The sequence below is a fragment of the Mannheimia indoligenes genome (assembly GCF_036880405.1).
Lineage (GTDB): Bacteria > Pseudomonadota > Gammaproteobacteria > Enterobacterales > Pasteurellaceae > Mannheimia > Mannheimia indoligenes.
This window is the reverse complement of record NZ_JBAJJM010000027.1, coordinates 1-1,526: the sequence shown is the minus strand read 5'-3', so window position 1 is coordinate 1,526 and position 1,526 is coordinate 1. Positions and strand designations below refer to the sequence as shown.

Sequence of the window (1,526 nt, the reverse complement as noted above, 5' to 3'; positions counted from 1 at the left end):
CAATGACTTCTCCACAAACCAAGAGCCACCACAGGCAACTACATTTGGAATAGCGAGGTACTCTTTGATATTAGTTGGGGAAATGCCGCCTGTAGGCATAATCTGTAAGTTACCGTAAGGACCTAACAACGCCTTAATCATTTTTACGCCACCACTTGCTTCGGCAGGGAAAAATTTGACCGCTTGTATGCCGAGTTCGAGGGCGGCTTCAATCGCCATCGGGTTGTTCACACCCGGTGTGATGGGTAAACCCAGCTCTTGGCAATACTTAACGATATTCGGGTTAAAGCCCGGCGTAACAATGCAGTCTGCTCCGGCATTTTTAGCGGTAAGCACCTGTTCTTTGGTTAGCACAGTGCCGGCGGCAATTAATACCTCCGGATAGTTTGCCTTCACTAATTTAATCGCCTGTTCAGCCGCAGCAGAGCGGAAGGTGATTTCTACCACGGGTAAACCGTTTTCTGAAAGGGTTTTTGCCAGCGGTAAAATATCTTCTGCGTTGTCGAGAGCGATAACGGGGACAACTTTGAGTTCTCTTAATTTCTCTACGATTTGTTCAGTGGTATAACGCATTTTTTTAACCTCTTTTGGGGTACAAGCGATCATTTTTGTAAAAAATTTTGCAAATTTAACCGCTTGTCTGTTATTTACATTGCTTGTTCAAACTGCGATTTCAAATGAGCGGTAGCGGCTTTATCAATAATCGCCCCTTTGTGTTGAATGACGATGCCTGCAACTTGGTTGCCTTGTTGGCAACAGGTAGTTAAATCTTTGACAAGTAAGTAACCGTTGAGGAAACCCGCATTAAAGGAATCACCTGCGGAGGTGGTATCAACCACATTCTCAACGGGAACAGTTGGAACAAAAATCTGTTTGCCGTTATGTTGCACGGTTGCTCCCAGCGAGCCTTGTTTTACTACAATGGTTTCAATGCCATATTGAGCAAGGCGTGTCAGCGTGGCTTGTTCGTCCTCATCACCCCAAAGCAGATGTTCATCGTCAAAAGTAACGAGGGCTAAATCCACTAATTTCAGCAGTTTGGCATAATGTTGTTGGGCCGTTTCGGCACTTTCCCACAGTTTCGGGCGATAGTTGCTGTCAAAAGCGATCTTTACTCCAGATTTTTTCAGCTCACAAAGTTGTTCAATCAGCAAAGTACGATCGTTTTCAGGCAAGATTGCAAGACTTATGCCGCTGAGATAAATCATATCTACTTCAGCCATTGCCCTAAGCACGTTAGGATAGTCTGAATGTTGGAGCAAGTAGCGAGCTGCTGATTGATTACGCCAATAAAGGAAAGTCCGCTCGCCGAATTTATCCAACTGAATAAGATAAAGCCCCGGCTGGCGGTGTTCATCAAGCAGCACAAAATCGGTATTGATATTATCTGCCTGCCAAGCTTCCAACATCCCTTGACTGAGTTTATCCGTACCTAAAGCGGAAATATAACGCACCTCAATCTGTTTGGGAGAACTCACCCGAGCCAGATAGGTAGCGGTGTTTAGGGAATCACCGCCGTAAGTTTG

General features: G+C 45.3%; 2 protein-coding genes. Both read right to left on the bottom strand.

Annotated elements, in window-relative coordinates; genetic code table 11:
- Positions 1 to 573: bifunctional 4-hydroxy-2-oxoglutarate aldolase/2-dehydro-3-deoxy-phosphogluconate aldolase (locus V6W77_RS11020; protein ID WP_334254647.1), on the bottom strand; the 573-nt coding region annotated here is incomplete at its 3' end.
- Between the two features lie 74 nt (positions 574 to 647).
- A partial coding sequence (locus V6W77_RS11015) for a sugar kinase (RefSeq protein WP_334254646.1) occupies positions 648 to 1,526 on the bottom strand: 879 nt, incomplete at its 5' end.